The sequence below is a fragment of the Bradyrhizobium sp. CB3481 genome (assembly GCF_029714305.1).
Lineage (GTDB): Bacteria > Pseudomonadota > Alphaproteobacteria > Rhizobiales > Xanthobacteraceae > Bradyrhizobium.
This window is the reverse complement of record NZ_CP121647.1, coordinates 7477412-7503219: the sequence shown is the minus strand read 5'-3', so window position 1 is coordinate 7503219 and position 25808 is coordinate 7477412. Positions and strand designations below refer to the sequence as shown.

Annotated in this window: 26 protein-coding genes and 1 pseudogene; 15 read left to right on the top strand and 12 right to left on the bottom strand. The window is 62.4% G+C overall.

Annotated elements, in window-relative coordinates; translation table 11 throughout:
- The first annotated feature begins 85 nt into the window (after positions 1-85).
- Positions 86-784, top strand: a complete 699-nt coding sequence (locus QA643_RS36250) for a nitroreductase (RefSeq protein ID WP_283030459.1) — start codon at positions 86-88, stop codon at positions 782-784.
- Here the strand turns inward: QA643_RS36250 and QA643_RS36245 are convergent.
- The 4 genes from QA643_RS36245 to QA643_RS36230 all read right to left on the bottom strand — a co-directional run bounded on the left by QA643_RS36245 (position 781) and on the right by QA643_RS36230 (position 5245).
- Positions 781-2412, bottom strand: coding sequence for a hypothetical protein (locus QA643_RS36245; protein ID WP_283030457.1), 1632 nt, complete (start codon positions 2410-2412; stop codon positions 781-783). The two genes, QA643_RS36250 and QA643_RS36245, sit on opposite strands and share 4 nt — an antisense overlap.
- Positions 2413-2649: 237 nt before the next feature.
- Entirely contained in the window at positions 2650-2895 is a 246-nt protein-coding gene (locus tag QA643_RS36240; protein ID WP_283030455.1) for a hypothetical protein, read from the bottom strand.
- 306 nt (positions 2896-3201) lie between these two features.
- Complete coding sequence (locus QA643_RS36235) at positions 3202-3978, bottom strand: enoyl-CoA hydratase/isomerase family protein (RefSeq protein ID WP_283030452.1); 777 nt, start codon at positions 3976-3978, stop codon at positions 3202-3204.
- Positions 3979-4132: 154 nt separating this feature from the next.
- Positions 4133-5245, bottom strand: a complete 1113-nt coding sequence (locus QA643_RS36230; RefSeq protein ID WP_283030451.1) for an ion transporter — start codon at positions 5243-5245, stop codon at positions 4133-4135.
- A gap of 317 nt (positions 5246-5562) precedes the next feature.
- Here QA643_RS36230 and QA643_RS36225 point away from each other — a divergent pair, with 317 nt between their 5' ends.
- Both QA643_RS36225 and QA643_RS36220 read left to right on the top strand, forming a co-directional pair.
- A complete protein-coding gene (locus tag QA643_RS36225; protein ID WP_283030450.1) occupies positions 5563-6231 on the top strand; it encodes a cyclic nucleotide-binding domain-containing protein in 669 nt (222 codons plus the stop codon).
- 16 nt (positions 6232-6247) lie between these two features.
- Positions 6248-7135, top strand: coding sequence for a DUF6537 domain-containing protein (locus QA643_RS36220; protein ID WP_283030449.1), 888 nt, complete (start codon positions 6248-6250; stop codon positions 7133-7135).
- Between the two features lie 50 nt (positions 7136-7185).
- On the opposite strand, the gene QA643_RS36215 is transcribed toward QA643_RS36220, so the two are convergent.
- Positions 7186-8172, bottom strand: coding sequence for an AraC family transcriptional regulator (locus tag QA643_RS36215; protein WP_283030448.1), 987 nt, complete (start codon positions 8170-8172; stop codon positions 7186-7188).
- A gap of 554 nt (positions 8173-8726) precedes the next feature.
- On the opposite strand from QA643_RS36215, the gene QA643_RS36210 reads away from it, so the two are divergent.
- From QA643_RS36210 to QA643_RS38815, 3 genes and pseudogenes are all read left to right on the top strand, one after another.
- On the top strand, positions 8727-8975 hold the full coding sequence (locus QA643_RS36210) for a hypothetical protein (protein WP_283030447.1): 249 nt from the start codon (positions 8727-8729) through the stop codon (positions 8973-8975).
- 86 nt (positions 8976-9061) lie between these two features.
- Entirely contained in the window at positions 9062-10336 is a 1275-nt protein-coding gene (locus QA643_RS36205) for an OpgC domain-containing protein (protein WP_283030446.1), read from the top strand.
- Between the two features lie 64 nt (positions 10337-10400).
- Positions 10401-10610 (top strand): annotated as a pseudogene (locus QA643_RS38815) (MaoC/PaaZ C-terminal domain-containing protein); the annotation flags it as partial.
- Positions 10611-11405: 795 nt separating this feature from the next.
- On the opposite strand, the gene QA643_RS36195 reads toward QA643_RS38815, so the two are convergent.
- Together QA643_RS36195 and QA643_RS36190 are read right to left on the bottom strand one after the other, a co-directional pair.
- The gene (locus tag QA643_RS36195) at positions 11406-12005 is read right to left on the bottom strand and encodes a CarD family transcriptional regulator (protein WP_283030444.1); all 600 of its coding nucleotides are present in this window, start codon (positions 12003-12005) and stop codon (positions 11406-11408) included.
- 852 nt (positions 12006-12857) lie between these two features.
- Positions 12858-14246, bottom strand: a complete 1389-nt coding sequence (locus QA643_RS36190) for a TAXI family TRAP transporter solute-binding subunit (protein ID WP_283030443.1) — start codon at positions 14244-14246, stop codon at positions 12858-12860.
- A 442-nt stretch (positions 14247-14688) separates the two neighbouring features.
- Here QA643_RS36190 and QA643_RS36185 point away from each other — a divergent pair, with 442 nt between their 5' ends.
- Both QA643_RS36185 and QA643_RS36180 read left to right on the top strand, forming a co-directional pair.
- Positions 14689-15042 carry a DUF3307 domain-containing protein gene (locus QA643_RS36185; RefSeq protein ID WP_283035049.1) on the top strand — a complete coding sequence of 118 codons (354 nt, stop codon included), beginning with the start codon at positions 14689-14691 and terminating at the stop codon, positions 15040-15042.
- Between the two features lie 190 nt (positions 15043-15232).
- The gene (locus tag QA643_RS36180; RefSeq protein ID WP_283030442.1) at positions 15233-15634 is read left to right on the top strand and encodes a hypothetical protein; all 402 of its coding nucleotides are present in this window, start codon (positions 15233-15235) and stop codon (positions 15632-15634) included.
- A 144-nt stretch (positions 15635-15778) separates the two neighbouring features.
- Here QA643_RS36180 and QA643_RS36175 read toward each other — a convergent pair whose 3' ends face one another.
- Entirely contained in the window at positions 15779-16099 is a 321-nt protein-coding gene (locus QA643_RS36175; RefSeq protein ID WP_283030441.1) for a YkgJ family cysteine cluster protein, read from the bottom strand.
- Between the two features lie 158 nt (positions 16100-16257).
- The gene (locus QA643_RS36170) at positions 16258-16956 is read right to left on the bottom strand and encodes a YafY family protein (protein WP_283030440.1); all 699 of its coding nucleotides are present in this window, start codon (positions 16954-16956) and stop codon (positions 16258-16260) included.
- 103 nt (positions 16957-17059) lie between these two features.
- On the opposite strand from QA643_RS36170, the gene QA643_RS36165 reads away from it, so the two are divergent.
- Entirely contained in the window at positions 17060-17308 is a 249-nt protein-coding gene (locus tag QA643_RS36165; RefSeq protein ID WP_283030439.1) for a hypothetical protein, read from the top strand.
- A 68-nt stretch (positions 17309-17376) separates the two neighbouring features.
- Positions 17377-18105 (top strand): glutathione S-transferase family protein, encoded by a 729-nt coding sequence (locus tag QA643_RS36160; protein ID WP_283030438.1) that lies wholly within the window; start codon positions 17377-17379, stop codon positions 18103-18105.
- On the opposite strand, the gene QA643_RS36155 is transcribed toward QA643_RS36160, so the two are convergent.
- The gene (locus QA643_RS36155; protein WP_283030437.1) at positions 18106-18738 is read right to left on the bottom strand and encodes a pyridoxamine 5'-phosphate oxidase family protein; all 633 of its coding nucleotides are present in this window, start codon (positions 18736-18738) and stop codon (positions 18106-18108) included.
- 118 nt (positions 18739-18856) lie between these two features.
- Between QA643_RS36155 and QA643_RS36150 the strand changes: the two genes are divergently transcribed.
- Positions 18857-19750: a LysR family transcriptional regulator gene (locus tag QA643_RS36150; RefSeq protein ID WP_283030436.1), complete on the top strand. Its 894-nt coding sequence runs from the start codon at positions 18857-18859 to the stop codon at positions 19748-19750.
- 52 nt (positions 19751-19802) lie between these two features.
- Here QA643_RS36150 and QA643_RS36145 read toward each other — a convergent pair whose 3' ends face one another.
- Positions 19803-20228 carry a PaaI family thioesterase gene (locus tag QA643_RS36145; RefSeq protein WP_283030435.1) on the bottom strand — a complete coding sequence of 142 codons (426 nt, stop codon included), beginning with the start codon at positions 20226-20228 and terminating at the stop codon, positions 19803-19805.
- A 260-nt stretch (positions 20229-20488) separates the two neighbouring features.
- Entirely contained in the window at positions 20489-21658 is a 1170-nt protein-coding gene (gene pobA / locus QA643_RS36140) for a 4-hydroxybenzoate 3-monooxygenase (protein ID WP_283030434.1), read from the bottom strand.
- Between the two features lie 263 nt (positions 21659-21921).
- On the opposite strand from pobA, the gene QA643_RS36135 reads away from it, so the two are divergent.
- From QA643_RS36135 to QA643_RS36120, 4 genes are all read left to right on the top strand, one after another.
- Complete coding sequence (locus QA643_RS36135; RefSeq protein ID WP_283030433.1) at positions 21922-22938, top strand: TRAP transporter substrate-binding protein; 1017 nt, start codon at positions 21922-21924, stop codon at positions 22936-22938.
- A gap of 203 nt (positions 22939-23141) precedes the next feature.
- A complete protein-coding gene (locus QA643_RS36130; protein WP_283030432.1) occupies positions 23142-23651 on the top strand; it encodes a TRAP transporter small permease in 510 nt (169 codons plus the stop codon).
- Positions 23652-23656: 5 nt separating this feature from the next.
- Positions 23657-24973 carry a TRAP transporter permease gene (locus QA643_RS36125; RefSeq protein WP_283030431.1) on the top strand — a complete coding sequence of 439 codons (1317 nt, stop codon included), beginning with the start codon at positions 23657-23659 and terminating at the stop codon, positions 24971-24973.
- An 8-nt stretch (positions 24974-24981) separates the two neighbouring features.
- Positions 24982-25443, top strand: a complete 462-nt coding sequence (locus tag QA643_RS36120; protein WP_283030430.1) for a DUF3237 domain-containing protein — start codon at positions 24982-24984, stop codon at positions 25441-25443.
- Positions 25444-25808: the final 365 nt, after the last annotated feature.

The window sequence follows — 25808 nt, the reverse complement described above, 5'->3', positions numbered from 1 at the left end:
GCCGGGACCTAGTGTGATGGGCCCCGGCTCTGCGAAGCGTCACTTCGTGCCGCATCGCGTCCGGGGCACGAAAGCGAGTCAGGCCATGGATGTTTCTGCAACCGAACAAAGAGACCGCATCGGCGTGCTCGAAGAGCTCCTCGACGAGCGCTATTCCGTGCGCGCGTTCCTGCCCCGCGAAGTGCCGCGCGAGACCATCGAGCATGTTCTGAAGGTGGCTCAGCGCACGGCGTCATGGTGCAACAGCCAGCCCTGGCAGGTCCTGATCGCGAGCGGTGAGGCGAAGGAGACCTTCCGCAAGGCGATCTATGCCGAGGCGGCTTCCGGTGCCAAGGACAACCACGATTTTGCGCCGCCGCGCGAATATCTCGGTGTCTATCTGGAACGCCGCCGCGAGAGCGGTTTCCAGCTTTACAACACGCTGGGCATCGCGCGTGGTGACAAGGCGGCCTACGCCAAGCAGGCGCTTGAGAACTACAATTTCTTCGGCGCGCCGCACGTCGCCATCATCCACACCGACGAGCCGCTCGGCATTTATGGCGCCGTCGATTGCGGCGCCTATGTCGCCAACTTCATGCTGGCGGCGCAGGCGCTCGGTCTCGGCACCATTCCGCAGGCCGCGCTGGCGCGGCACTCCGGGCTGATCCGGCGCCACTTCAAGCTCGCCGATGATCGCCGCGTGGTCTGTGGAATCTCGTTCGGCTATGCCGACCACGCCCACAAGGTCAACAGCTATCGCACCTCGCGGGCGAGCGTCGCCGATACCGTGACGTTCGTCGACTAACCCAGCAATTCCTCGGTAACTTCATCCGAAAACCGCTTCTTTTTTCCGGCGACCATCACATGGTCGGAATCACCAGGAATAATCGTGGCGCCGGGCATGCCGTGATCGCGCAGGGTGCGCGCGCAGCCGACCCAGTCGCCGCCTTCGACCGGTTCGTTGCATGAGGCCCATGCCAGCGAGCCGCAGGCGTTGTCGCCGTAGCCGTGCTTTTCGCGCCAATCAGCACCGTGTTCGAGCAGGAAGCGAGTCAGGCCGGCGTCGCCGCGGAACACCGCGTGGTTGAGCGCCGACGCATCCCAGTCGCCGCCGCGCACGGCGATCGGCCAGCCGAGGCTGACCATCAGCCTGACGACGTCATCGGCGCCGGCGGCGGCCATGTCGGGCAACAGGCGCAATTGCTTCGCTGACAGCGACGCCGGCAAATCGGGCCGCCGGGCTCGAATCGCGCGCGCCTCGGCTTCGTCGCCGCGTGCGCAGGCGGCAACGAATCGCTCCTCGTCGGAAATATCAGGCGGGTTGGTTTGCGCCCGCAGCAGGGCCGCGACGTCAGAGAGCCCGAATTGCAGTGCCAGCCGATATGGGCTCACACCGTCCGCCGTTGGCCGCGACGCGTCGGCCCCGGCCTCCAGGAGCGCGCTGGCATGACGAGGGTGCCGCCGGTAAATGGCCCATGCCAGCGGTGAGCCCCAGTCGGTCAACGGGGCATTCCGCGCCGGCTCGTTCGGATCGCCGCCGTGTTGCAGCAACAATTGTAGCGCGCTGTCGTCGTCGAGGTCCATCGCGCGGTAGATCGCATTGCTCTCGGAGATGCGCGCGCCATGCTCGAGCAGCAGGCGGGTGCATGCCGGATTCTCCAGTGAGTGGTAGAGCGACTCGCCGTCGTTCGGGTTGGCGCCGGCTTCAAGCAAAAGCTTGGTCAGAGTGGCATCGTGATTGCTGCCGGCCGCCCCATAGAGCGTCGAGAGCGGATAGCGCAGGTCTGGCTTCTCGAGCGATGCCGGCGCCCAGCGGCTGAAAATGTGCTGGTTGACGTTGGCGCCGGCGGCGATCAGGCGCTCCGCGCAGCGATGTAGACGCTCGCGAAATTCCTGCATGCGCAGCAGGCCCGAATGCGCTACCGCAAACAGCGGCGGCAATTGTAGCGGACCGCCCGGCCGGTTGACCCACGATGGATCGGCCTCGCTCGTCTGCCGCAGCACGCCTTCGTCGCCGATGGCGCAGGCCAGATAAGGATCGTCAGCAGCAAGCGCGGGATCATCGGCCAGCATCCGCAGGGCAACGCGCGGATTGGCACGGTTGACCGTGCCGCTGACATCGCCGGAATAAAGCAGCTGCGCCCAGTGCAGCACGCGCGACGCGCGCTCACCGCGCAGCGCCATCTGGACTTCGACATAGCGCTTCAAATCGGACCACGATGCAAACCCGTGTTCGCGCGCGATGCAGGATTGCGCGTCGTGCAGGCGAAGCTGCAGCGAGGAAATGGCCTCATCGCTGTGCCCGGCAGCAGCGGGCAGTGCGGCGCGAAACCGCGCCATCGCCGCCGCGTCGCGGCTTCGATGAAGGCGGATCAGGTCCTTGGCTTGCTTCTTCAGATGATCGAGATTCAGTCGATCGGGCGACCGGTCCATCAGATACCTCCGTGCGTGACATCGCCGAAGGCCCGCAATACCGGCTGCACAAAGGCTCTAGATGTCGCTCGAAAGCTGCAAGTGGGTTCAACCCTTCCCGCGGGCCCGGGAGCGGCTTGCACCGCATGCGCCACCATATGTCCGGCGCAGGCGATGGTCAAATCGGTCGGAAGCGCGTGGCTCCAGCCGGAAAAATCCCGGCCGCGGATCGCGACCGGGATTCCTGGAGATGTTCAATCAGTAGGCGCAGACGTTCACGGTGCGCAGGCGCATGCCGCGGCGGGTTTCGACCCAGCGCTGCTGCAGGCAGCCGTTCACGGCGGTGTCGACATAGACGCCGCCGAAGCCGACGCCGATGGTGGGACCCCAGCCCCAATGATGGCCCCAGTGATGATGGTGAAATCCACCGGCGGAAGCGGGCGCAGCGGCGGCGAAGGTGAGAGTGGTGGCGGCGATCAGTCCGAGGGCGATCTTGCGAAACATCGTTAAAATTCTCCAGTTACGAGGCACGAGGCCATTGTTGCGTCCCTGCCCATCAGTCGGCCGTGCGGCAAATCGCGTTCAAGCGGGAAGGGGAGAATCGTGTTTCAGAATTGTTTCGCGGCGATGAGAATCCAGCAAAATATCATGTCCCGGGCGCGGCGCGGCATGAAATGACGCGACGCAGAGCCGGGACCTACGTGATGGACCCCGGCTTAGCAGCGCACCACGCCGCGAAGGCATAGCGCGTCAAAGACGCGCGTGAACGCGCTGTTGGCGCTGCGCGGCATCCGGGGAGTGCCCAGCCGCCTAAAACCGCGGCGGACGCTTTTCCGCAAACGCCTTGATGCCTTCCTTGATCTCGGCGCTGCGCATGCTTTCGCGGTGGCGGCGGTCGGCGGCTTCCTCGTCCAGCGCGCCGCGCGCGAATTCGTTGATCGCGCGCTTCATGCCGCGCATCGCGAGCGGCGCGTTGCCGGCGAGGATCTCGGCGAGGCGATCCACTTCCTCGTCCAGTGCTTCGGCCGGCACCATGGCGGTGAGATAGCCGATCCGCAGCATTTCGGGCGCGGTGATTTTTTGCGCGGTCAGAAACAGCTTCTTTGCGTTGTCCACGCCGAGCCGTGAGACGTAGCGCTTGATGCCACCAGGGTAATAGTGCAGCCCGAGCCGGGCCGCTGGCATGAACATCTCGGCGCTGTCGACGCCGATGCGGAAATCGCAGGCCAGCGCGAGGTCGGTCGAGCCGCCATAGACGCCGCCATTGAGCCGACAGATCGTCGGCACGCCGAGATCCTCCAGACGATTGACGACGACCTCGAACGCCGAGCCTGCGCTCTGCTGCTCCTTCTCGCTGGTAGCGCGGTCCGCCACCGAATTGAGATCATAGCCCGCGCTGAAGGCGCGGCCGGTGCCGGTCAGGACCAACACGCGGATCGCGCGGTCGGCCTCGATCCGGTCGAACAGTCTTGTGAGCTCGCCGAGGTCCTCGCTCTGCAGCCGGTTCAGGTGCTGTGGCCGGTTGAGGCGGATGGTGGCGCGCGCGCCGCTGATCTCGAGGATGGGCGCGCTCGCTGAATCGGGCATTATTTTCTCCATGGTTTCAGTCGTCATTGCGAGCCAACGGGTCGCGCGAAATGCGCGCCCGATGACAGGCTCCGCGAAGCAATCGATAGCTCAGCCCGGCGATAGATGGATTGCTTCGTCGCATCGCTCCTCGCAATGACGGCTTCCTTTCTTGTTACTTGTTCTCTTGCGCGCGCCGCTTCGCCTCGGCGTCGATCGTCTCGGCGAGATCGGGATGCCGCGCCATCAGGAGGCGAAAGTCGACGAGGTCGAGCACCAGCAGCCGCGTCACCTTGGTGGTCGTGACATTGGCGCCGCGCACGCTGTTGCCGAGCAGCGCCATCTCGCCGAAGAATGCGCCTTCGCCGAGCGCCACCTTCTTGCCCGGCAGTTCGACCTCGGCTTCGCCGGCGGCGATGAAATACATGCAGTCGCCCTGCTGGCCCTTGCGGATGATCATGGTGCGCGCCGGCAGGTCCATCGTTCGCAGCACGTGGGTGACGTCGGCGATCGCCGACGGACCCAGGGTCGCAAAGAACGGCACCTTGCTGACGGTCTCCCAGGTCTTCAAAAAATTGTCGCGGCGGGTCTCGGCGGCAAAGCCGGTCGCCAGAATACCGGTCCAGAGTCCGAACACGCCGAGGCCGGAGATCATGACCAGCGCCGCGACCATCCGGCCGAGCGGCGTGATCGGCACGACGTCGCCATAACCGGTCGTGGTCAGCGTCACCACCGCCCACCACAGCGCCGACGGCACGCTGCCGAAGGTAGCCGGCTGCACGTCGCGCTCCAAAAAATACTCCGCAACGGAAGCCAGGAACACCACCATCAGGAAGATCACGAGCACGCTGAGCAGCGGCCCGGATTCCAGCACCAGCACGCGGCGCAGTTGTCGCAGTCCGGGGATGCCCGGCACCACCTTCAGCACCCAGAGGATGCTGAGTAGCCACGCCGTCCTCGGCTCGACGCCTGCGACAAGCGCGAGCGGCACGGCAAGGGCCCCGATCGCGTCGACCACTCCGCTTGAGGAAAGCAGATAGAGCGACAGCCGGTCCTGCCGCGCCATGTGCCGCAGCCGCACCAGCCATTCGAACACGAAATAGGCAAGGCATGCCCATAGCACCGCGTCGATCCAATGATGCGCCGCCTCGTAGGCCGGGCCGGACGTCAGCACTGCCATCGCGGCGACGCCGGCGGCAACCGCGACATAGGCCGCGGAGCTCATGTTGCGGCCTGCCGCCCTGGCCGTGAACTGGGTCAGTGCCGAGAGAATGAGCCGCTTGGACATCGATGAGGGGCCTGACGGTACAACAAGGCTTAAATGTTAAAACGGCGGTCGAGCCGCAGCGGCGACCAATGGGCGGCAAAGTGCCTGCCAGCGGGAGGCCCGTCAACGACAGCCCTGTGCCTGCCGCGCCATCGCGCGGGCCGGTTTGGGCCATGGAGGCGGCGCTCGGGAGGCGATTTTTCCCCGGAAATAGTGAGAAACCCGACAAAACGTCAGCCTTTCCTCGTATACCAAAAGGGTCCGGCCGACGTTACATAGCGGGCACGGCTGCAGAATCGCGAAAAAATTCCACTCCCTGAAGAATTTGGTTGGCCTCCATGGACACGTCTCATCTGGCACAACACGCAGGAACCGCGGGCGCGCTGTTCGCATCGATCTTCGTGATCGCGACCACCACGATGAAGACCATGATCCCGCTGCGGGTGTTCGGCATTCTCGCCAACGTCGTTCTGTTCGTGACGGCGATTCCAACCCACAACTATCTGGTCATGGTGGTGCAGTTCGCCATGTTTTCGGTCAACTCCTATCGCCTGCACCAGATGCTGCAGCTGGTGCGTGACGTGAAGAAATCCGTCAACAGCGACCTCTCGATGGAATGGCTGAAGCCATTCATGACCGAGCGCAATTACGCGGCAGGCGAAATCCTGTTCTACAAGGACGAGAAGGCCGAGGACATGCTCTATATCGTCAGCGGCAAATTCAAGCTGGTGGAGTCAGGCATCGTGCTGCCGGTAGGCGCGATCGTCGGCGAGCTCGGCATGCTGTCGCCATCGAACACGCGAACCCAGACGCTGGAATGTGTCGAGGCCGGGCTGATCCTGAGCGTCAGCTACACCAAGGTCGAGGAGCTTTACGTGCAGAATCCCGCCTTCGGTTTCTATTTCCTTCGTCTCGCCAGCGCGCGCCTCTTCCAGAACCTCGAGGCGGCGGAAAAGCGGCTGGCCCAGGTGATCGCGGCCAACGCCGCCGAGTCGAAGCCCGCGTAGGAGCCGGAGCGAAGGGGTGGCAGACCGCGGTATAGTATCGTCGCTGCGTTACCTGTTCGCCGATTTCATCGGCGAGGATGACGACGAACCGCCGTTCCTGCCCGAAGGGTTGCCGGCGCCGGTGATGGCGCTGGCAAGCGACGCCATCCATCTGCTCATCGACTATCAGGGGCCGGGCTACGCCCGGCTCTATGTCGACCGCCTGCGGCGGTTCGTCGGCAAGCAGGGCATCGACGATCAGATGTTGGCCGACATTGCCCGCCTGATGGCGGTGCGCATGAGCTATGAGGACCCGATCCGCATCGCCCAGCTCAAACTCGCCGAGCTGGCGAGTGGGGCCGGTGCGCCTTCCAGATCCGTCGATGTCAGGAAATTTAGCCTCGACGAGCTGATCGGCGCACTGCCGGCCGTGATCGCCGAGTACATTCTCGATGCGCTCGACTGGGTGGGCTGGACGCGCCGCATGCGCGTCTCGATCCGTTTCAGTACGAAAAGCCGCTTCGGCATTCGCCGCCTCAAGATCGAGGCCGGGTTCCGGCGGTGGCGGCTGCTCTCGGTGCGCTACGCCAGGGAGCGGGTCTGGGTCGAGCGCTGGCTGCACATGATCGATCGCGCCCTGACCAAGCAGCCCCAGGCAGCGCCGGCAATCATTCACACCGCGACCATGATCGTGGGATATGGCGACGTCTACCGGCAAGGCATGGCGGACTGGAATGCGATCATCGACGGGCTCGCCAAGCCGACCTTCGACGGCGTGCTGCCCCTGTCAGACCTCGCCGGCGCGGTGGCTGAGGCACGCGCCGCCGCCGTGCCCGACCCGCGGCAAGCGGCGCTCAAGCGTAAGATCGCCGAGATTCGCGCGCGGGCGACGGCCGCAGGGTATGTGCCCGCACCGTCTGGCTGACAGGGCACGGCAGGCAAAGGAGCGCGGCGGGTCCCATTTCACGGAACGAGTCATTTGGACTCAGCTAGCAACCTTCCGGCGCTCCGCACGCCACGCGGGGAAACGCCGAAGCGGGCCCGGAATAGTCGGTTGAAATGCGAAATATCGGAAAAGCCGACCTCTAGCGCGATGTCGGAAATTCGCTGCGCACTGCTGTGAGGCTCGACCAGTAACGCGAACGCCCGTTGCAGCCGCAACTCGTTTACGCATTCCGTGAACGAAGTTCCGGATGACGTCATCAGGTGCTGCAGGTAACGAGGAGAAATGCCCTGACGACGGGCGACTACCTCAAGGCTCAGCTCCGGGTCCTGGAAATGACCCACGATGTGGTCGAGGGCGGCGCTGTGGCGCGCCGCCACAACAGCGCTCGCGCTGCTCTCGCCCAAAGGAGCGCAGTCGCTCATTGCGAGTGCCACGAGATCATGGATGTGCGTCACGACCACGTCACGCAGCTTGGGGGCAGCCAGAGCGCCCTCCTTCAATGCTGACTTCAGATAAGCCATGAGGAGTCGTAGCGCTTCGGCTCGGCGAGGAATCGGCCGCATGGTGAGGCTGTCGACATTCGTCACACGCTGCGTCAGTGCCTCGCGCGGCACGGACAGACCAAATTGCAGTCCTTCTGCATAGGTGACAATCGCGGGTTCCGAATGCAGAAGTCCGATTGCATCGCCGGCGCGAAGCTCGACCTCTTGGCCGCGCTGCGATAGCTGACTCTTGCTGGGAGAGCAAATGACGAAGCCAATCGAGTCGTCACCGTCAACAGTGTTCGCATCTGAACGCTTGAAGCGCATGGGTGAACCCTGCCATGCGAGCGTGCGCAGACCCGGAAGTGCTTGCAGCGTTGCTTCGACGTGAAACGGAACGGCCGATGAAGGCTCGATGTCGACATGGACGACGCATCGCCCAAACTCCTCGCGCCACATAGGGATGCGCATCCGCTCCGGAATCGCGCGTGTCGAGAATCGAAGCGATGTAAAATCCGCTGTACACGCTGGCATGCGAGTCTCCCAGCATTGATAAGCGTTCGGCCAAAGTACCCTGACAAGTTGTCGTCGGTATCCTTAATTTGCAATTCGCGCACCGCGCTTCTGTTTTGTGGTGCGCAGAAGTCCAAGAAACGACAGCGTCCGCCTGTTAGTCTCACTCAGTATGATCGAGGCCGCATGTGAACTGGCTCACGCCGCGGCAAAACAATCAAGCTAATGTCATTACGAAAGTGATGGTGCAAAAATCTCTTTTAAGACGAGATCGCCATGATGAACCGATTTCTAGTTGTCATCATCACACTCGTTTTGAAGACTCGCTGGTCCGACGGCACAACTGTAGGCTCCAGCTTTACTCGTTGATCGCAGTCGACCGGAATCAACGATCCGCGGAGCGATCTGCCTGCAGCACTTGGATGTTTGGTCCTCTGATACCGACGTCGTGCCGTAAGTTCGGTATCAGACCGAAATCGTCAGCAACAAATTCCCGCGCGCAGTTCATTGTGTGCCGCGGGCGAATTGGTGGAAGACGATCGCCTGGGAAGTGGTAATCAAGCGAGGGTTCGATCATGTCCACGATACTCGACCTGCTTTACCGCGAATATTGCCGTGCCCGCCTTGCCGAAATGCGGAAACAGCTTCTGCTCTCGGGTGCGAACGATGAAACCGCGGCAGCAAATTGGGATGCCGGCGGTCTTGACGATCGGGACCACGGCGCGGGTGACGACACCGCAAAGAAGTCCCAGCCATCTGGTGTCGGCATCGGCTCGGTCGACGAGGTGCTCGGTATCGTCACACCCCTGGAGCATCACGGGTAACTTGAAAGGCAAAGGCATTCCCCACGCGTGACTGATCGGCCGGCTTCCGGCCGAGCGCGCGCTCGCAGGCCGGACGGGGCAACCATATGCATGGTGGAATCTACACCTCGAAGGCACTGATCGACGAACTGCCACCGGAGGTGTTCGGTCGCGACCCGCGCATCGATGTCTGCCGTGGTATCGCGCTATGGTGGATATTTCTTGATCACGTCCCCAACAACATCGGAAGCTGGTTGACGCTACGGAACTACGGCTTCAGCGATGCCGCCGAAGTATTCATGTTCATCTCGGGTGTGACCTGCGCGCTGGCTTACGACAGGGCACGTCGTTGCGAGGGTTGGCGCGGTGTGATCAGGCGTTCGCTGCGGCGAGGATGGGACATCTATACCGCATTTCTCCTGCTCGCGCTCGCTTGCGCCATCATGGTTTACCTCGCAGGCCGCGATCATCTTGCCGACGATACTAACACGCGTGTCCTGTTGGAACATCCGGGCGCGGCGCTCGCGCATGCTGCGGTCCTGCAATACCGTCCGGTTAACACGGACATCCTGCCGGTGTTCGTGGTTTATCACGTTTTGTTCGCGCCGCTGCTGTGGCTGCTGCTGCGCGCGCCGAACGTGACACTCGGCGCCTCGCTGCTGCTTTATGCGCTCGTGCACGTCTTTGGGTGGACCATCGCCGCCTGGCCCAACAATGTCTGGTACTTCAATCCATTCGCCTGGCAATTTCTGATCGTATTGGGCGGCTGGTGGGTCATCGAGGGGAAGAGGCTGCGGCCATGGGTGACTTCGCGCACGGCGCTGGTGCTTGCCGTTCTCTATCTGGCTTTCAGCCTCATCATCGCATTGAGTTCGGGCATCAAGTCGCTGGAACCTGCGGTCCCGCAGGCTCTGACGAATTTGCTGGTTCCGGTGGACAAATCGAATCTCAGTCCATTGCGCGTGCTGCACTTCCTTGCTCTTGCGATCTTGGCGCTAAGGTTTGTGCCTCACACTTGGCCAAAGCTAATGGCGCCTTTGATTCGCGGCGCGGTGGGCTGTGGGGAAAACTCGCTGCCAATCTATTGCCTCGGCGTTCTGCTGGTGCTCGCTAGCCGCGTAGCGCTGCTCGGCATCTCGGATGGGCTTCCGATGCAGATCGCACTCAGTCTCGGTGGGATACTAATGATGATCGTCGCCGGGATTCTCCTGAACGCGATGAGGATCAAGCCCAAGCGGCAGTACCCTCACGATCATGCTCTGGCGCACGGTGATTTTAGCTTGGTGCGTAGCCCGCCTTCTTCGGCGCGCCAAGTCTTGCTGAACTACGCAAACCCCACAGATGGTCCGCCGCTTTGCATCCGGTCCGAAGCGGGCCGCTGACACCGCGCCTTGGAACCGATACACTCATCACAGGTCAGTCCCGGTGAGCATTGCGAGCACATTGATGACCAGTCTGTACTTCGACGAGGCCGAGATCGGCCAACCGCGTACGGTTGGCCCCTATCTCGTCTCCAGTGAGGAGATCATCGAGTTTGCCAAGAAGTATGATCCCCAGCCCTTCCACATAGACGAGGAAGCCGCCGCGCGGTCGGTCTTCGCAGGGTTGACGGCCTCGGGCGCCCACACCTTCGCGATACTCATATCCTTGTCGCTTCGCGTCATTGCTGGGCCCGGTTGGGATGAACTCAGATTGCCCATCCCTGTGCGCCCGCGTCGCGCATCACATACCATGAGCGGATCGAGTGTGCGCCGGCTAGACGTAAGGGTGGGCAAAGGAGCGCTAGTGACGTGCCCACCATCTATCCAGTCTGTCGGGTTGACTTCGCTTCTCCCATCCTACGCTAGCTTTGGGAATCGAGCCGTTAGACTCTGGAGCAGATGGCTCCATCTGGTCGGGGCCGACATGGCGTTGGATTCGGAATTGAGACGCTATGGAGGAAGTCCGCCGCTGGCTTACTTGAATGGCCACCCGTCTCGCTTTCTTACCTTCCTCGCTCAGGTAGGCTTCAATGCGCGATACCCGTCCTAAACGCGCTGATAACCACCTTCTCTAACTGGGGCTAAACAACTTACTGTTAGCCTGTGAACTGGTTTATCGGCGGTCCTGACATTGCCGGCCATGCTGCTCGTGTTGCAGGCCTACGCACGCCGATAGCTCGGCGACATTTTGAACATGTCATCCAATGAGCCCCGGAAAAAGATTGTGGCAAGAGATCCTGCAGCAATCCAGATCAGTGAGGAGCACTCTCGCGCAATTTGCGCCGAGATCGGCGACCGCTTGCGGGTTGCATTAAGGGATATTCCTCCAGTCCCACCAAATCTGGCGAGACTGATGGCGCGCCTTAGCGAGCTCGACGAGCCCGATTCGCCTTCGATCGTGCCTTCGATTGAGGAGACTTCTTCAGCACGAGTCGAGTTCGTGGATTAGCGGCGGATCACCCGCTGAAGGTCACGCGCTACGCTTGACCGTGCCGGTCTTCATCAGGCCCTCGAGCTCTTTGATCGTCTGTTCCTCGGAGACTCCGCCCACCAGCGCGATTTCTCCGCAGAGGCGGTTCAGCGCGGAAACGTACAACTGCCGTTCGCTGAAACTCTGCTCGGATTCGCCCGGTCGGAAGAGATCGCGAGCGACTTCCGCGACCGCGACAATATCTCCCGAGTTGATCTTGCTTTCGTATTCTTGTGCAAGCCGGGACCAGTTGCCACGGCCTTTCCGGGGAGATTCGCTCAAAACCCGCTTCGCTTCCCGGACCGTAGCAAGATCCGATAACTTGCGCATTCCGGCGGTCGCAGCTTTCCGGATCGGAACGCGGACGGTCATTTTGCTTTTCGTGAAATAGATCACGAAGAATTCCAGGCTCGCTCCGGCAACGGTCTGCTTTTCAATCGAGAGGATCTGTCCTGCACCGTGCGCCGGATAGACGACGAATTCCGTTGGCTTGAATTGCAATGGAAGGTTTCGGTTTCCATGCGCATCTGATGGCGCCGAGGTCGTGTCCGATGTCTCAGGGAAACGATCGGATTTCGCTGTTTGGCCGTCCAAGCTCATGTCGCGGTTCGACTCCTTCGGGTGTTGCTCCGACTGATCGCCAATCACGCGGCAAATTACTTGAACGTTCCAGTCGCTGCGGCGCGCTTCGCGCCGTCTTTGCTATCGCATCCTCATTAAAACGGAGAAGCTGACATCGCCACGACAATGATGACACGCGTCGGATTCCCATCGAGCCATGTGGCTTATCGGCAACTTGTTCCGGACGGAAACCGGGTTTTACCCACAGGCGACCGAGCTGTTCGATCGCGCGGCTATGACGAGACGGAGTCTCGAGCCTCGCCGCGATTCTTTTTGGACGGCTTCGTCATCCGCATTATCGAGGTTTCAGCTTACCGCTAACGGATGCTCGAATGCGCTTGGCTTTGACCGTGCGTTTCTTTGTGGAGCGCGTGTTGCGAGGCGGGCTTGCGCGCTTGGGGGTGGGCTGATCATTGCGAGCAGGCTGAGGTAGCGGGTTAGCCGGTTGAGGCTGCGTATTGCGGACTGCCTCGGCCAGCATCCTGTGCAGGTCGGCCTTGGTCGGAGTGGAGGCCTTTGTCATCTTGCGCATTCCTTTCGAATTACCGCCTTCCCTGGCCGAGCGATCCCCGTTCAATCGTCGATAAATTTCAGAAGGTCGGGATGACGATAGCGCAGCCATGGCGCGCCGCGATGAAAAGCGCCGATTAAGCTTGCCAATTAGGTTTAATCGCCCGCTGGCCGATCCCGCACATGCGTAAGGGTGGGCGAACGAGCGCTGGCGACGTGCCCGCCATCGCTATGCGTGCGAGCGGATGATAGTGCCACGCTTCCGCCTTCGCTCTTCGAGCTGCGGCGGACAGGTCGCTCTGCCGACCCTCGATCTGGCGCTTACGCGCTCTTGACGATCACGACCTTGTCGTCCTGCGCAGCGTGGCGCTTGAGATGCTCGCGGCGCAAGGTGATCTCGTCGCGGACGAATTCATAGCCGAGCTTGAAAGTGTCGAGCCCGTCGCTACTGATGGTGCCGTCGCGCAACCCGATCACCACGCCGCGCAGGACGCCTTCCAGCTCGTCCTGCAGCTCGTCGAGGGCATCGAGGGAGTTGGCAAATTCCATGCGCTCGCCGATATCGAGAATCGCGGTAGCGAGCTGGCTGGCTTTTTCCGGCGCGACCCGCGTGACCTTGGCGTAGATGGCGGCAAACATCGTGCCGATGATACTGAGCGCCGCCAGCGCGACATACATCAAATCGCTGTAGCGCTCGACGAACGACTTGATTTCGTCGTTGATGTATTCGGCGGCGCCGGGATGGGCGACGATGAAGGCGTCCTTGTCGGTCGCCGCCGGCTCGATCTTGGAGGCAAAGCCGTCGGGCAGCGCGAGTTCGGCCTTGTTCTCGTAGATGATCCGCGCGAGGTCGCTGACGGTCGCGGTCGGAAGCTTGGATTGGGCGACCAGCAGCCATTCAAGCCCGATCGTATCGACGTCTTCGGCGGGCACGGCAGGGGAGGCGGACAGCATGCCGGTCGCCACCGTTTCCTCCGAGATCGCCGGGTATTTTCTGGCGATCGCCTTTGCCGATTCGATCGCGTTCAGCGTGAAGCCGCCGCGCCTGGCATATTGCTCGTAGCTCTTGTCCTTTACGATCTGCGAGGCATGCGCGATCTTGATCACGGCGGTAAAGCCTGCGGCGAACAACTGGTCGAAGCTCTGGTTCGGCGGCGCCGGCTGGACCCGCGTGGTGGCGTCCGGGTTGTCCGACAGTTCGAGAAGGTTGCGCACCAGCACGGCACCGCTGTCGCCGTCGGCGACGACAGCGATCTTCTTTTTCTTCAGCTCGGCGATCGATTTGATCTTCTTGCCGGTCGGGCTGACCAGGAGAAGCAGGTCATGCTCGAGGATCGCAATCGACCGGGCGCGGGGCGGGATGCGGGCGTCGGTGCGCAGGATCGCAAGGTTGGCTTCCTTGCGGTCGAATTGCGACAATGCCCTTGCATTGTCACCATTGGCCACGATCTTGAGCCGCAGCCGGGAGGAATTATTTTTCAGCACACTCGCCAGCCGCGCGGCGAAACGCGCCTCGGGGCCATTGGCCTCGCCGACCGCAAACACCAGCGTCTCGGAATTGCGCAGCAAGGCCCGGCCGCCCCACACCACGGCAGCGGTCAGGACCAGTGTCAGGATGGAAAACAGCAGGATCTGGGCGCGGTTGCTCTTGACGGTCCGAACGCGGCGACGCGGCATTTTCGGATGCGGCGTTGGGGCCTCAGCACTCATGGCTCGTACCCGGAGGTAAGGGACGTGCCCGCCGAACTGGCGCCGCGGGCCGTCCGAATGAATTCGTAAATGCCTAGAAAAGAACGATAATTTTGCCCGCCGGGCAATGATAGCCCCCTCCTATGGGATTGCAAACCGGGTCCGGCGGTAACCTTACCCAAGACGTCTGCCAAGACCGGTTGCCAAGGCCGGCTGCACGTCTGGCCGCAGTATCGCAGTTCCGCCACACCGTGCGATTTTCAGACTACCAAGAGGTGCATTCCGGTAAAGGAGATGTCATAAATAAAGGCAACGTTCGAATAGTCCGGGTTTGAAAAGAACATTGCGCTGACAGCCTAGGCCCCGGTTTTTTCGCCACCCCGTCAGTCCCAGCCAAAGGGCGTCAGCTTTGTTGTTTCCCTCGATGTCGTCCTCGATCGTGGTAGGTGCGCTGGTCGGATGGATGCTGCTCCTTACGGTGAAGCACGTCATCGCCGACTTCATGCTGCAGACTTCCTGGATGGCGATCGGCAAGGATCAAAAGACCGGCTGGGCGTTGCCGCTGCTGGCGCACTGCCTGGTGCATCTTGCGGTCTCGCTGGTGTTGATCCTGATCGTCTCGCCGCGTTTCTGGTTCGTCGCCTTTATCGATTTCTTCATTCATATAACGGTGGACCGCCTCAAGGGGATCATCGCTTCCCGATTCGGCGTGACGCTGGAAAACGAGCATCCCTGGTTCTGGACCCTGATCGGCGTCGATCAGGCGCTGCACCATCTGACCGGCTTCGGCCTCGCCATCTACATGGCCGCGAATTGAGCCTGGCGGCATCGGCTTCGCTGTTTCGATTTGCCTTCCGCGCCCGCTCGGCACGCTTTCCGTGCCGGGCAAAGCACGCCTTGCTTCCGATTCGGTTGTTATTGGCAAGTTCCCCGGAATAGTACTGCTGGGCGTGGTTAACCCTTCATTAGAGAATTACGCGGCATCTTCCGGAAAGGGGAGAACCGCAATGTTTTCAAGCCGCGACGCCTTCGAGAACGATTTCTGTCCGGTCCGGGACGAGCTGCTTGGCGAGATGTATCGCGCCAATCCGCACGGTCTTGCGCTGCTGGTGGAAAGCGTCTCGCCCGACGTCCGCGCCATGCTGGCGCTGTTCTGCTACCGCCGCAGCCATCTCCACACGCTGGCGCTCGCGATTGCCGCAAGCTGCACCGAGCGCGAGTTGGTCCATTTCGGCGGCCGGGTCGGTTCCACGCTTTACGCGCTGTCGCGCGAACCCGCCGCGCGTGCCGCCTCGTCGTCCGCCAGCGGCGGCCGCAAGCCGATCACCCTCTCGACCAAGCCGCTCTCGACCTTCAAGCCGATCGAGGATGAGGCCGACGACGATTTTGCGGAAGCGGTGACGGCTTGATCTCTCCGCCGGTCGTCCTCGCGAAGGCGAGGACACATAACCACCGGCCCTGGTTGGTTATCGCCGGCGTTAGCCATTCTGCTCTATCGATAGATCACGCGGTATGGGTCCCGGCCTTCGCCGGGACGACGGATCAATTGCCGGCTACCGCTCACCCAGCACCGGCAATCCATGCCGCTTCCTCGCCATCGCGCATTCGGCATCGCCGGGCATGCAGGTGCGGCACACTTCCGGCCGTATCGTGTAGATCAGGCATGACGTCGCCTCGCCGATCTTGCCCGACAGCGCCGAGCAGCGGTCGCCGTCGCAGCGCATTCCCGACAGTCTGTCGTTGACGAATTTTTCCGGGATCAGGTCGAGCGCCGCGTCTTCCTCGATGGTGAAGCGTGGCCAGTTCCGCGAATAGCTGCAGCAGGCGCCGCAGGCCTGGCACGGGCTTTCGCTATCGGTGGCGATTCGAGGCATGGTCAGCGTTTAGCGCCAAATCGCGGTCGCAGCCAGCTTATTAGCCCCTCATGGTGAGGAAGCGCGTTAGCGCCGTCTCGAACCATGAGGCCACAGTCGGGCCCACATCCTTCGAGACGCCCGCTGCGCGGGCTCCTCAGGATGAGGGTCTAACGGTGTCACGTATCTTTCGGTGCCTCCCAGACCAGGCTGCGCCGCCATTTCGCGCGCAGGATGTCGCGCCGTTCAGGATATTTTTCCTCGTGATAGACCGCGTCGACCACCCGGTCGGTGCGAAAACTGCGGAAATCCTTCCGCAGCTCGCACCACGCCGCAAGGATCCGCACCGCTTCGTGATAGCCGACCGCAATCGGCCAGATCGTACGCTGGCTGTCGCGGCCGCGCTCGTCGCGATAGTTCAGCGTGATCTTCTTGCCCTCGTGGATTTGCGTCCGTGTGCGCACCATGTCGATACGGTCGGGCTCGCGATTCCAGGCCCGCCGGGCGCGGCTGGCAGGCTCCAGCACGAATGGCCGCAGCCGCTCCGGCACGGTTTCGGCGACCTTGGCCATCAGGTCCTGCGCCGCGCGCGCCAGCGCGGGATCGGCATGGCCGACCACCCATTGGGCGCCGAGCACGCAGGCCTCGATCTCGTCGGGCGTCAGCATCAGCGGCGGCAGGTCGAATCCCTTTTCCAGGATGTAGCCGACGCCGGCCTCGCCGCGGATCGGCACCCGCTGCTCGATCAGGGTCGTTATATCGCGGTAGATGGTTCGCTTCGACGTCTCCAGCTCGGCGGCGATCGCGTCCGCCGTCAGGGGTTTACGGGTACGCCGAAGCACCTGAATGATCTGGAACAGACGGTCGGCCCGTCGCATGGCTCGGTCTCTTTTCTAAAAAGCGTTTGTCCGATGCTGACAGCATGTTGGCAGCAGGGGGGCGGTACATAAGGACAACACCTCAAGTGAAGGGAATTTGTCCATGACGATTTTCAGCGAATTCGGCGCCCTTGGAAACAGCAAGCCTCTGGTCAATGCGAGGGGATTTGCCCTGGAACAGCTGGTTTCCGTCCACTGCGTCACCACGGACCTGCGCTGGGCGATGGCCGAGCTGGCCTGGCGGTCGTTCACGGCAATGTGCGCCCTCGCGCATGGCCAGCTTGTCGCCTGGGTGCGCAAGGCACGCGCACCCCGGGCCGAGCAAGGCCATGGCCGGCACTGCTGCTGCTGACAACACGTTGGCAGCAGGGGGGTCCTAGCCTTCAGGCGACGTTTCAGGGAAGATCGGGAGATCGGCAAATGATTACGCTTTACGGCTTCGGTGCGGGTTTTGGCCTGCCGGAGATCAGCCCCTTTGTGACCAAGACCGAGGTCCAGCTCAAGATGGCTGGTCTTGCCTATCGCAAGGAGAGAGCCAAGCCGCCGTCCTCGCCGAAGGGCCAGTTACCCTACATCGTCGACGATGCCGAGACGATCGCCGATTCCACCTTCATCCGCGCCCATCTGGAGGCCAAATACGGCTTCGATTTCGACGCGCCGCTCAGCCTGCAGGCGCGCGCGCAGGCCTGGGCCTTCGAGCGGATGATCGAGCATCACATCTATTGGGCGCTGGTCGGCGCGCGCTGGGTCGATGGCGACAACTTCGCCAAGGGACCGGCGCATTTCTTCGACAGCGCGCCGATGCATTTGCGCGAGAAGATGCGCGAGGACGCCCAGTTTCGTGTCGCCGAGAATTACTTGCTCAGCGGCCTCGGCCGTCACGCCCCGGATGAAGATATCGACCTTGCGGTCCGCTCGCTGTTTGCGCTGTCAGTCCAGCTCGGCGACAAGCCGTTCTTGATGGGCGAGGCGCCCTGCGGCCTCGATGCGACCGCCTTTGGCATGCTTGCCGGAATCCTCACCCCGTTCTTCGAATCAGTGCTGCGGCAACGCACCGAGCAGTTCGAAAACCTCACCGCCTATGTCGACCGGATGATGCTGCTGTATTACCCGGAATTCGCCTGGTCGCCGGTGCAGCAGGCCGCCTGATTACGGCGCGACCGATGCGGGCTGGCCGCGCAAGGCCGCCAGCTCCGTCTCGAGCTCGGCGATGCGAGCGTCGCGCACGGCGAGCGCCTGCGCGACATCGGCGGCGTCGAACTTCTGCGGGATGTGCTGCGGGCAGTTGGTGTCCCACGCCGAAATCCTGAACAGGATCACCTGCTCGGGCCGCGCCTTGTAACCCCTCGGCATCAGCGCCTCCGTCAGGGCCGGATCGTCCTCCACCACGCGCGCCTCGCCCCAGATCTTCACGCGGCGACGATGCGCGTAGTCCATCACGAAGATATGCGCCTTCGGATTCTCCGACAGGTTGCCTTGCGTGATGTACTGCCGGTTGCCGCTGTAATCGGCAAAGGCAATCGTGTTCTTGTCGACGATTTTGACAAAGCCCTTCGGCCCGCCGCGGTGCTGGATATAGGGCTGGCCGTCGGCGGAGGCAGTCGCGAGATAGAAGCTGCTCGTCTCAGCCAGAAAGCCGGCGAGGTTTTCGTCGATCTCGGTACGCCAGCCGCCGCGCGCTTCGACATTGGCGTAGGCCTCGCGCGAACCCTTGCGAGCCTGGATCGCCTTCACCGCCGCGGTGAAGGCCACGTCGCTCGAATAGGTGTGAACGTCAGACATCTGAGCCTCCCGATGGAGCGCCACTACGGTCGTCCTTCGCCCCTCAAAATGGCCGTTTCCGGAATTTAAACAATCTTCTAGATTGACACTTCACTATTGCTGAATATGCAATAGCAGGATGGACCGGCTCGATGCCATGCAGGCCTTTGTCTCGGTGGCCGATCTGCGCGGCTTTGCCCCCGCGGCGCGCAAGCTCGGCCTGTCGCCTTCGGGTGTGACGCGGCTGATTGCGGCACTGGAGGAGCGCCTCGGCGCGCGGCTGTTGCAGCGGACCACCCGGCAGGTGACGCAGACCGATGCCGGCGCGCGTTACCTGGAGCGGGCGCGGCGGATTTTGGCCGATGTCGAGGAGGCGGAAGGTGCCGTCGCGGGCGAGCGCACGCGGCCCGAGGGGCAGCTTGTCATCTCGGCGCCGGTCGGCTTTGGCCGGCTTCATGTCAGCGCGATCGTCACGGCCTATTTGAAGCGCTATGGCGATGTTGCCGTCGATCTGCGTTTGTCGGACCGCGTGGTCAACCTCGTTGAAGACGGCGTCGACCTCGCGGTTAGAATCGGCCATCTGCCCGACTCGACACTGGTGGCGCGCCATGTCGGCGAGATGCGGCGGATCGTGGTGGCCTCGCCCCGGTACCTCAAGGCGCGCGGCGAGCCGAAGCGGCCGGCGGAAATTCCCGCGCATGACACCATCCAGTTCGGCGCCATGACCGCGGCGCTCGATTGGCGGTTCGTCGAAGATGGCCACGAGATCCGCGTCGCCAGTACGCCGCGCTTTGCCACCAACAGTTCCGATGCCGCAATCCAGTACGCAGAAGCGGACGGCGGGCTGACGCGCGTGCTGGCCTATCAGGCTGCCGAATCGCTGAAAGCAGGCCGGCTCAGAATCGTGCTCGCACCGTTCGAGCAGCCGGCGCTGCCGATCCACATCGTCTATCCGACCTCGCGGCTGCTGTCGGCCAAGGTGCGAACCTTCATCGATCTCGTGGCTGAGACGGCCGACTGGCATTTCGGCTAGCTCGTACCCCGGACCCGGCGCAGCACGTAGTGATGCGCCGCAGAGCCGGGGCCTACACCGGCTCCTTCTTCGGCACCACGCGAAACGTTGCATTGGCCCGCGCGATCACGACGTCGTCGGCCTTGATCAGGCTTTGCACGAAGCAGATTGTCTTGCCGGTCTTGACGACATCGCTCTCGATCGCGAGCCATTGCCCGACCTCGGCCGTGCCGATGAAATCGACCGCAAGCGAAATCGTCACCAGCGACGACACCCCGCCCATCACATGGGCGCAGCTATGGCCCATCGCATTGTCGGCGAGCGCTGCGATCAGCCCGCCATGGATCAGGCCGCGGCCATTGGTGTGCGGCTTTGCCAATCGTAGCCCGATGATGACGGCCTTGTCGGTCGTCTTCGAATACAGCGGCTCCCAAGGGTCCGTCAGCGGGCTGCTGCGGGTGCGGCGTTCAAAGCCTGCGGGGATATCGGATACGGTCATTTGCGGCTCGCGTTGGGATGATGTTTGCGCATCATTGAACGCAAGCGCCGCGCGAAGTCACCACCTACAAAGTTTTAAACGGGATTACGATGGGTGTTTGAAATGCGCACAACTGTCGTCACCCGCCTTGTGCGCAATTGCGCACTGGGGCGGGTGACCCAGTATTCCAGAGACGTCAGTGATGAATCGAGAAGCTGCGGCGTACTGGATACCCCGCCTGCGCGGGGTATGACGACGGTGATTTCGGCGTCGCGGAATACCTAAAACGGCAGCCCTACATAATTCTCCGACAGCGACGCCGAGGCCGCCTTTGAGCTGACGAGATATTCCAGCTCGGCAAGCTGAATGCGTGCGCCGAACTCGCCCTGGTCGGGGAATTGGTGCAGCATCGAGGTCATCCACCAGGAGAAGCGCACCGCCTTCCAGACCCGCGCCAGCGCGCGTGCCGAATAGCCGTCGATGCCGGCGGAGGATTTTTCGTCGTAATATTCGCGGAAGGCGTGCGAGAGGTAATGCACGTCGCTGGCGGCGAGGTTCAGCCCCTTGGCGCCGGTCGGCGGCACGATGTGGGAGGCGTCGCCGGCCAAAAACATCCGGCCGAAGCGCATCGGCTCGGCGACAAAGCTGCGTAAGGGAGCGATGCTCTTTTCGATCGAAGGGCCGGTGATGAGCTCGTCCGCCGCCTTCTGGTCGATCCGCCGCTTCAATTCATCCCAGAAGCGCTCGTCAGGCCACTGCGCGATGTCGTCGTCGAGCGGGCATTGCACGTAATAACGGCTGCGCCTGGTCGAGCGCATGGTGCAGAGCGCAAATCCCCGCGCATGGTTGGAATAGATCAGTTCGGGGCTCACCGGCGGGGTCTCGGAGAGGATGCCGAGCCAGCCGAACGGATAGACCCGCTCATAGGTCTTGATCGCCGCCGGCTTGACGCTGGCGCGGCTGACACCATGAAAACCGTCGCAGCCGGCGATGAAGTCGCATTCGATCTCATGGGCGACGCCGTCCTTGACGTAACTCACGCGGGGCCGGTCGGTATCGAAATCGAGCGGCTTGACGTCGGCGGCCTGGTAGACCGAGGTGAGGCCGGCGGCCTTGCGGGCGTTCGTCAGGTCGAGCGTCACCTCGGTCTGGCCGTAGATCATCACCGTCTTGCCGGTGGCGCCGTGCATGTCGATGCGGTGGCGCGCGCCGCCGAAGGCGAGCTCTACGCCATGATGGACCAACCCCTCCTGATGCGCGCGTGCGCCAGCGCCGACCTCGTCGAGCAGCGCCACCGTGCCTTCCTCGAGCAGGCCGGCGCGGATGCGGCCGAGCACGTATTCCGGTGTCTGCCGCTCAAGGATGATGTTTTCGATGCCGTAGAGGTGTAATAGTTGCCCAAGCAACAATCCGGCCGGACCGGCACCTATGATTGCGACTTTTGTCCTCAATACCCGCTCCTCCCCGGTATTATAAGGTTCCTGGCCCAATGGTTGCGGCTGGGCTTGTCGTGATAGTTATATCATATAACGGTCTTGGCAAAGCTCATTCGCGTTGTAGGGACGTTACTTCGCGGCAGTGCACATCGTGACCTAAAGGGGAGAAGGAAGACGCCGCGGCTGAATGTCCGTCTTGAAAAGGCGGCCGAGCTAGATAACATGTTAATTAATGTGGTCGGGCGATCTAACAGCCCGCGTGAAGGGAGAGGATGCCGATGAGGAAAGCATTTCTGGGGATGCTGCTGGCCGCCAGCGTGACGCCTGCGCTGGCGCAGGAAAAGAACGTCGACCTGAAGATTTCGCACTGGGTGCCGGCCTCGCATCCGCTGCAGAAGTCGCTGGAGGATTGGGCGGCCGCGGTCGAGAAGGATTCCGGCGGCACCATCAAGTCGAAAGTGTTTCCGGCGCAGCAGCTCGGCAAGGCCTTCGACCATTACGACATGGCGCGCGACGGTATCGCCGACGTCACCTACGTCAACCCTGGCTATCAGCCGGGGCGTTTCCCGCTGATCGGCGCCGGTGAGTTGCCGTTCCTGATGTCGGACGCCAAGGGCGGCTCACAGGGCCTCGACGCCTGGTACCGCAAATATGCCGAGAAGGAGATGAAGGACGTCAAGTTCTGCCTCGCCTTCGTCCATTCCCCGTCCTCGTTCCATTCGCGCACCAAGAAGATCGTGGTGCCCGACGACATCAAAGGCATGAAGATCCGTCCCGCCCACGCCACCATGGCCAATTTCGTCACCCAGCTCGGCGGCACCAACGTGCAGTCATCCGCGCCTGAAGTCCGCGACATCATCGAGCGCGGCGTCGCCGACGCCGTCACGTTCCCGTGGGGCTCGCTTCTGCTGTTCGGCATCGACAAGGTGACGAAGTACGACATGGAGGCGCCACTCTATGTCACGACCTTCGCCTTCGTGATCAACAAGGACAAGTACAACGCGATGTCCGACAGGCAGAAGAAGGCGATCGACAACAACTGCAATACCGAGAATGCAGGCAAGGTCGGCGAGCACTGGGGCAAGATGGAAGACGCGGGGATCGACAAGATCAAGGCGGAGTCCGGTCACGAGGTCTACAAGCTCACGCCCGAGCAGATCGGACTTTGGAAGAAGGCGGCCGAGCCGCTGGTCAAGACCTGGGGTGAGGGCGTCAAGAAGCAGGGCGGCGATCCGGATGCGGCGCTGGCCGAGCTGAAGGCGTCACTGACCAAGTACAACGCGCTCGCGCAGTAGTCCCTCTTCTTCCTCTCCCGCTTGCGGGGGAGGTCGGGTGGGGTGCCTCCACACGGAGAGTTCTTCGTGTGGATGGAGCCCCACCCAGCGCTGCGCGCCGACCTAAGAGCGAGCTTCGCTCGTCTCGACCCCACAAGCGGGAGAGGTTAAGTGAGTTCGCGGCCAGTTCAACACCTGGTGTCAGTCGAAGGGGACCTCCGGACATGAATCGCGCGTGGATGGATCGTTTCATCGACACGATCGAATGGATCGCCGCCGGCTTCGTCGGCATCGTGGCGCTCAACATCTTCATCGGCGTGCTGCTACGCAACACGCTGAACTACGCGATCCCCGATTCCTTCGACATCGGGCGCATGTTGCTCGGCATCCTGATCTTCTGGGGCATCGCGGCCACCAGCTATCGCGGCGGCCACATCACCGTCGATCTGATCTGGGCCAATGTCGGCCCAAAGTACCAGCGCATGATCGACGTGTTTGCGACGCTGGTGCTGCTGTTCGTGGTGACGGTGCAGACCTATACGCTGTTCGACAAGGTGCGGGGAACCTACAACGACAACGTCCTCACCTTCGACATGCACATGCCGACCTGGCCGTTCTTCGCCATCGCCTGGGCCGGCGATGGCGCTGCGGTGCTGTTGATCGCGATCCGCACCTACCGCCTGATTTTCCACCCCGAAGACATCCATGACGCCAAGGTCAAGACGGTAGAGTAAGCCCCATGAGTACAGATGCCGTCGCCGTCATCGGATTTGTTGCGCTGTTTGCGCTGATGCTGCTGCGCGTGCCCGTCGGGATGGCGATGGGCCTCGTCGGTGTCTGCGGCTTCGGCTACATCACAGGCTTCACGCCGGCGCTGAAGCTGGTCGGCCAGACCTCGATGCGCACGGTCACCGACTACACCTTTGGTGTGATCCCGATGTTCCTGCTGATGGGAACGTTCGTCAGCAATTCCGGCATGAGCCGCGAATTGTTCCGCGCCGCCAACGGCTTTGTCGGCCACCTGCGCGGCGGCCTCGGCATCGCGACGGTGGCGGCCTGCGGCGGCTTTGCCGCGATCTGCGGCTCGTCGGTGGCGACCGCCGCGACCTTCTCGGCCGTGGCCTATCCCGAGATGCGCCGCTTCGGCTATCCGCAGTCGTTTGCGACAGGCGTGATCGCGGCCGGCGGCACGCTGGGCGCCATGCTGCCGCCGTCCACCGTGCTCGCGGTCTACGGCATCATCACCGAGCAGGACATCGGAAAACTCTTCATCGCCGGCATCATTCCCGGCCTGCTGGCGATGACCATGTACATGATCACCATCGCGCTGATCGGCTGGTTCCGGCCAAATTTCCTGCCGACGGGTAAGCAAACCACCTGGCGCGAGCGCTTTGCCGGATTGAAGGACATCTGGGCGCCGGTGCTGCTGTTCATCTTCGTGATCGGCGGGCTCTATGGCCTGCCGTTCCTGCCGCGCTTCACGCCGACCGAAGCCGGCGGCGTCGGCGCCACCGGCGCGTTCCTCATCGGCGTCCTCACCGGACGGCTCAACAAGGACAAGATCCTGGCTTCGCTGTTGCAGGCGACGCGCACCGCGGCCGCGGTGTTCACGGTGCTCATCGGCGCGCTGATCTTCGGCTATTTTCTGACGGTGACGCAGACCCCGCAGAAGGTGACCGAGCTGCTCACCGGCCTCGGTCTCGGGCCCTACGGCATCCTGGCGCTGATCATGGTGATGTATCTGGTGCTCGGCTGCCTGATGGACGCGATGGCCATGATCATCCTCACCGTGCCGATCATCTTCCCGGTCATCATGCATCTCGGTTTCGATCCGATCTGGTTCGGCGTCATCATCGTGATGACGGTCGAGCTTGGCCTGATCCATCCGCCGGTCGGCATGAACGTGTTCGTCATCAAGAGCGTTGTGAAGGACGTTTCCTTCTCCACCATCTTCCGCGGCGTGATTCCGTTCGTGGCGACCGATTTGATTCGTCTGGTGATCCTGATCGCATTTCCGATCCTGGCGCTGTGGCTGCCGCAGCGCATGGCCGGGTAGGGTGCACGATGACCCCGCAGCTCGAGACCAGATATGTCTTCACCATCACCGCGCGGATCGGCGAGGTGACCTCGGCGGGCGAGATCGGCACCGGCGTGCGCCGGATCATTCCGATCACAGGCGGCGAGGTGAAGGGTGAAAGTATCAACGGCAAAGTCCTCCCATTTGGCGCTGACTTCCAGATCATCCGCCCGAACGAACTGATCGAGCTGGAAGCCAAGTACGCCTTCGAGACCGACGACGGCGCGGTCGTCTATGTCGAGAACAAGGGTCTGCGTTTCGGCCCGGTCGATCTCCTGCAAAAGCTCAAGCGCGGCGAGCCGGTCGATCCCAAACTGATCTATTTCCGCACCGTGCCGAAATTCGAGACCGGCGCGCCCAACTATCGTTGGCTGATGGAGAACCTCTTCATCGCCTCCGCGTCCCGCCACGCCGACCGCGTGGTTATAGATGTGCATCAGGTGTTGTGAGCGACCGCTCTCGCCGCGTCGTTGCGAGGAGCGTAGCGACGGAGCAATCCATCCATCCCCGAGTCGAGGCATGGATTGCTTCGCTGCGCTCGCATGACGCGTAGACAGCGCCACCATACTCAAATGTCATCCCCGCGAAGGCGGGGAACCAGTACGCCGCGGCTTATCGGCTTGATCACTGCTTTCTCTGGAATACTAGGTCTCTGGAATACTAGGTCACCCGCCTGCGCGGGTGACGACAGCGGAATATGACTTCGCGATCTCGGGCATATCTACCGACGCCTGGATAGTCGGGCTGCGCTCTACCCATTGTTCGCAATCCCGACCGGACGCGCCAACACCCAGCTTGACTCCCCTATCCTAAA

Excerpts from the sequence above, each read along its gene's own strand:
- QA643_RS36250 (WP_283030459.1), top strand. The coding sequence starts at position 86 with ATGGATGTTTCTGCAACCGAACAAAGAGACCGCATCGGCGTGCTCGAA.
- QA643_RS36245 (WP_283030457.1), bottom strand. The coding sequence starts at position 2,412 with ATGGACCGGTCGCCCGATCGACTGAATCTCGATCATCTGAAGAAGCAA.
- QA643_RS36240 (WP_283030455.1), bottom strand. The coding sequence starts at position 2,895 with ATGTTTCGCAAGATCGCCCTCGGACTGATCGCCGCCACCACTCTCACC.
- QA643_RS36235 (WP_283030452.1), bottom strand. The coding sequence starts at position 3,978 with ATGCCCGATTCAGCGAGCGCGCCCATCCTCGAGATCAGCGGCGCGCGC.
- QA643_RS36230 (WP_283030451.1), bottom strand. The coding sequence starts at position 5,245 with ATGTCCAAGCGGCTCATTCTCTCGGCACTGACCCAGTTCACGGCCAGG.
- QA643_RS36225 (WP_283030450.1), top strand. The coding sequence starts at position 5,563 with ATGGACACGTCTCATCTGGCACAACACGCAGGAACCGCGGGCGCGCTG.
- QA643_RS36215 (WP_283030448.1), bottom strand. The coding sequence starts at position 8,172 with ATGCCAGCGTGTACAGCGGATTTTACATCGCTTCGATTCTCGACACGC.
- QA643_RS36210 (WP_283030447.1), top strand. The coding sequence starts at position 8,727 with ATGTCCACGATACTCGACCTGCTTTACCGCGAATATTGCCGTGCCCGC.
- QA643_RS36205 (WP_283030446.1), top strand. The coding sequence starts at position 9,062 with ATGCATGGTGGAATCTACACCTCGAAGGCACTGATCGACGAACTGCCA.
- QA643_RS36195 (WP_283030444.1), bottom strand. The coding sequence starts at position 12,005 with ATGAGCTTGGACGGCCAAACAGCGAAATCCGATCGTTTCCCTGAGACA.
- QA643_RS36190 (WP_283030443.1), bottom strand. The coding sequence starts at position 14,246 with ATGAGTGCTGAGGCCCCAACGCCGCATCCGAAAATGCCGCGTCGCCGC.
- QA643_RS36185 (WP_283035049.1), top strand. The coding sequence starts at position 14,689 with ATGCTGCTCCTTACGGTGAAGCACGTCATCGCCGACTTCATGCTGCAG.
- QA643_RS36180 (WP_283030442.1), top strand. The coding sequence starts at position 15,233 with ATGTTTTCAAGCCGCGACGCCTTCGAGAACGATTTCTGTCCGGTCCGG.
- QA643_RS36175 (WP_283030441.1), bottom strand. The coding sequence starts at position 16,099 with ATGCCTCGAATCGCCACCGATAGCGAAAGCCCGTGCCAGGCCTGCGGC.
- QA643_RS36170 (WP_283030440.1), bottom strand. The coding sequence starts at position 16,956 with ATGCGACGGGCCGACCGTCTGTTCCAGATCATTCAGGTGCTTCGGCGT.
- QA643_RS36165 (WP_283030439.1), top strand. The coding sequence starts at position 17,060 with ATGACGATTTTCAGCGAATTCGGCGCCCTTGGAAACAGCAAGCCTCTG.
- QA643_RS36160 (WP_283030438.1), top strand. The coding sequence starts at position 17,377 with ATGATTACGCTTTACGGCTTCGGTGCGGGTTTTGGCCTGCCGGAGATC.
- QA643_RS36155 (WP_283030437.1), bottom strand. The coding sequence starts at position 18,738 with ATGTCTGACGTTCACACCTATTCGAGCGACGTGGCCTTCACCGCGGCG.
- QA643_RS36150 (WP_283030436.1), top strand. The coding sequence starts at position 18,857 with ATGGACCGGCTCGATGCCATGCAGGCCTTTGTCTCGGTGGCCGATCTG.
- QA643_RS36145 (WP_283030435.1), bottom strand. The coding sequence starts at position 20,228 with ATGACCGTATCCGATATCCCCGCAGGCTTTGAACGCCGCACCCGCAGC.
- QA643_RS36135 (WP_283030433.1), top strand. The coding sequence starts at position 21,922 with ATGAGGAAAGCATTTCTGGGGATGCTGCTGGCCGCCAGCGTGACGCCT.
- QA643_RS36130 (WP_283030432.1), top strand. The coding sequence starts at position 23,142 with ATGAATCGCGCGTGGATGGATCGTTTCATCGACACGATCGAATGGATC.
- QA643_RS36125 (WP_283030431.1), top strand. The coding sequence starts at position 23,657 with ATGAGTACAGATGCCGTCGCCGTCATCGGATTTGTTGCGCTGTTTGCG.
- QA643_RS36120 (WP_283030430.1), top strand. The coding sequence starts at position 24,982 with ATGACCCCGCAGCTCGAGACCAGATATGTCTTCACCATCACCGCGCGG.